The organism is Planomonospora algeriensis (genome assembly GCF_977012225.1).
The window spans coordinates 1-3,041 of sequence record NZ_CDRNDK010000023.1 but is presented as its reverse complement, the minus strand read 5'-3'; the positions used below and the strand labels follow the sequence as shown (position 1 = coordinate 3,041).

Below are 3,041 nucleotides of genomic sequence, written 5' to 3'. Positions count from 1 at the left end.
AGGGTCCACAGCCCCGTCCCCTGGGTGCCCACATCGACACCCAACTCCGCCACCGACGGACCTGTAGCCGTGTTAGCCGACTTTGTGAAACTCTTGCCTGCAATCGGAGCGCCTGCCGCCACCTGCCAGCTTGGAGCTGCAAGAGGTGTCACTTTCGGCGCAGAGACCCTCTTCAGCCCAGTGCTCTGTGCTCGGACTTCTCCCCGAGAGCCCTGCGCTGGTTGACGGGAGGCGTCTTTCTCCGGCTCAGGCTCTGCCCACGGCAGCGGCGGAGGAGACTTCAGCCCACCCGTCGCCGGCTCCTCCGTGACCTCGTGGCGCTTCTCCAACGGCAGCGCATCCTTGGGGCGCTTGCCCTTGTTAGACGTATCTGACGTAGGGGTGGCAGTGGACTGCGTCACCTCGGAGTCGACCAGATGAGGAAGGTCCTTCGCCGACCCGGACAGCTGATCGGGCGTGTCCACCGGGTTCGACGTCAGCGCGGCGGGTGACACGACAGCGGTTACCGGCAGCGCCTGAAGCGCCAGCAGCCCCGGCGTCAACACCGTGGCAAGGACCGCTGTCATCCAGGCCTTTCGGCCTGCTGAACGCGACCACGACAGACTGCGGCGCATACGCCGTCACCCTCCGAACCAGCCAACGCGACAGCTGGCGCCGTCGCTACCCCACCCCGCCAGCCCCTCCAGCGGAGGCCGGGATCAGCGGTTCAGAGTGATCAGCAAACAAACGATCAGAAGGTACACATATGCTGCCTTTGTTCGCAAGATTCCTATAAGTAGCGGATAAAGAGCGGAAAGTGGTCAAATCGGAAAGATCGTCTTTCCTGTTCGGTCGCCGGGAGTGCTGACGGCTGGCCGGCCTTCGGCCCGGGCGTCCGAGGGGGAGGCGGGTCTCGCGAGCCGCACCATGCGTCGCGCCGGACGGTGTTTCATAGGCGACCGCCTATGAAACACCGCGCTCGGCAGCGGTCACCCAGGGCGGATCGTGTTTCATAGGCCGGTGCAAACGCCTTGCTGATCGCAACACGCATATGAACCGCTGGCGGGGTGAGCGGCGGCGGCTTCCTCCGTGTGGAAGAACGCGACTGCCCGATGTCCTCCGGTGCGCCCACGGGCTCCCCGTGCCGGAATCACCCTGCACCTGCGCAGTCAGGGCTTGGGCCTGCACGGCATTGCCGCCCGCCTCGTCATCACCAAGGGCAAGAAGAAGGGCCGGCACCCCTCACCGGCGACCGTCCTACGGATGCTTCGCGAGCACGACAAGACGACCACTTCCGCGGCGACGGGGAACGGCCCGCCCGTCCAGGAGCGGCAGGCAGCCGCCCATCCTGGCGAAAGCGACCGGCTCGCCCGGGAGCAGGCGCACCCCTGCCTGCACCGGAGCCTGCGCGAGCGCCTAACGGGCCCTGGAGGTGATCAGCGAGGCGACCTTGCGGTGCGCGGCCGAGCGCAGCACCCGCTCCGCCTCGGCCGGGTCGGCCACCGGGGCCTTCGTCAGGAAGCCCCGGGCGGCCTTCAGCTTCAGCAGCCGCCGCACGGACTCGTCGAGCCGCTTGCCGGAGATCCGGCCGGACCGCACCGCGGCCAGCACCGCCCCGTGCGCCTTCGGGTAGTCCGGCGGCATCAGCAGCAGGTCCGCCCCGGCCAGGACGGCCCGCACGGCCACCTCCCCGTCGCCGTACTTCTCCCGCACGCCCGCCATGTTCAGCGCGTCGGTGGAGACGACGCCCTGGAAGCCGAGCTTCTCGCGGAGCAGCCCGGTCAGGATCGGCTTGGAGAGCGTGGCCGGGTCCCCCGACGGGTCGAGCTTCGGCATGACCACGTGGGCGCTCATGATCGCGTCGACGTCCGCCTCGATGGCGGCGGCGAACGGCGGCGCGTCCAGCTTCGACCACTGGGAACGGGAGTGCTCGATCACCGGGAGGCCGGTGTGGCTGTCGACGCTCGTGTCGCCGTGGCCGGGGAAGTGCTTGGCCGTGGCGGCGACCCCGGCGTCGTGGAAGCCCTTGACCGCGGCGGCGACCATCGGCGCGACCTTCTTCGGGTCCGAGCCGTAGGCGCGCGGGCCGATCACCGGGTTGCGGGGGTTGACGTTCACGTCGGCGACCGGCGCGAAGTCGAGGTTGACGCCCAGCGCCCGCAGTTCGGTCCCGGTCACCTCGGCGGCCCTGCGCGCCAGCGAGGGGTCACCGGTGGAGCCGATCACCTTGGCCGCGGGCAGTTCGGTGACCAGCGGCTCGAGCCGGGAGATCGGCCCGTTCTCCTGGTCGGCGCCGATGAGCAGCGGGACGCCGGGCGAGGCCTTCTGCATGCCGTTGGTCAGGGCGACGAGCTGCCGCACGTTCTTCACGTTGTCCGCCCAGGGGAACAGGATCACCCCGCCGGGCCGGTACTTGGCGATCACCTTGGCCGGCGTGGCCGCGCCGAAGCGGGCCTGGTTCTCCCCGGACGAGGCGGTGGCCGACGAGCCGTACAGGACGGGCATGAAGAGCTGGCCGACCTTCTCCTCGACGCTCATCCCGGCGAGCACGTCCTCCACCGACGAGGAGCGCGCCGAGCCCTCGGAGGTCGCCTCCGGCCGGGCGGCGGCCGTCTCCCGCGCCGCCGGGGCGGCCTCGTTCGCCCTGCCCGCGGAGGGGCCCCCGGAGGAGCCCCCGGAGGCCTGCGAGGCCGCCCCCGAACCGGCGCACCCGGCCACCATCGTCACGATCACTGCAAGACCCGTCGTACGAATGCACCGAACCATGGCGACCACGCTATCCGCGCGGGCGACCGGACGGCCCGGCTCCTCACCGTCTCTTTAGCTCCCGCCGGTCTCCCGTCTCACAGTCCCAGCTCGGACAGGCCCGGCAGGTGCGCGCGGGCGGCCTCCCGCGCCTGCGCGGGTGAGACGGCCGCCCGCGCGGCCCGTGCGGCGAGCCGGCACTGCTCCCGGGTGTGCCGCGCCAGGGCCGCCCGTACGGCGGGCAGCGCGGGAGCGCTCATCGACAGCGAGGCCGCGCCCAGCCCGACCAGCACGCAGGCGAGGACCGGGTCACCGGC

Annotated in this window: 2 protein-coding genes and 1 pseudogene; all 3 read right to left on the bottom strand. The window is 70.9% G+C overall.

What is annotated here, in order from left to right:
- The coding region (locus tag ACWJ6R_RS04650; RefSeq protein ID WP_449060994.1) for a hypothetical protein at positions 1-614 on the bottom strand (614 nt) is incomplete at its 3' end.
- Between the two features lie 781 nt (positions 615-1,395).
- A complete protein-coding gene (locus ACWJ6R_RS04645) occupies positions 1,396-2,712 on the bottom strand; it encodes a glycoside hydrolase family 3 protein (protein WP_449060993.1) in 1,317 nt (438 codons plus the stop codon).
- A gap of 110 nt (positions 2,713-2,822) precedes the next feature.
- A pseudogene (locus ACWJ6R_RS04640) lies at positions 2,823-3,041 on the bottom strand (phosphoenolpyruvate--protein phosphotransferase); the annotation flags it as partial.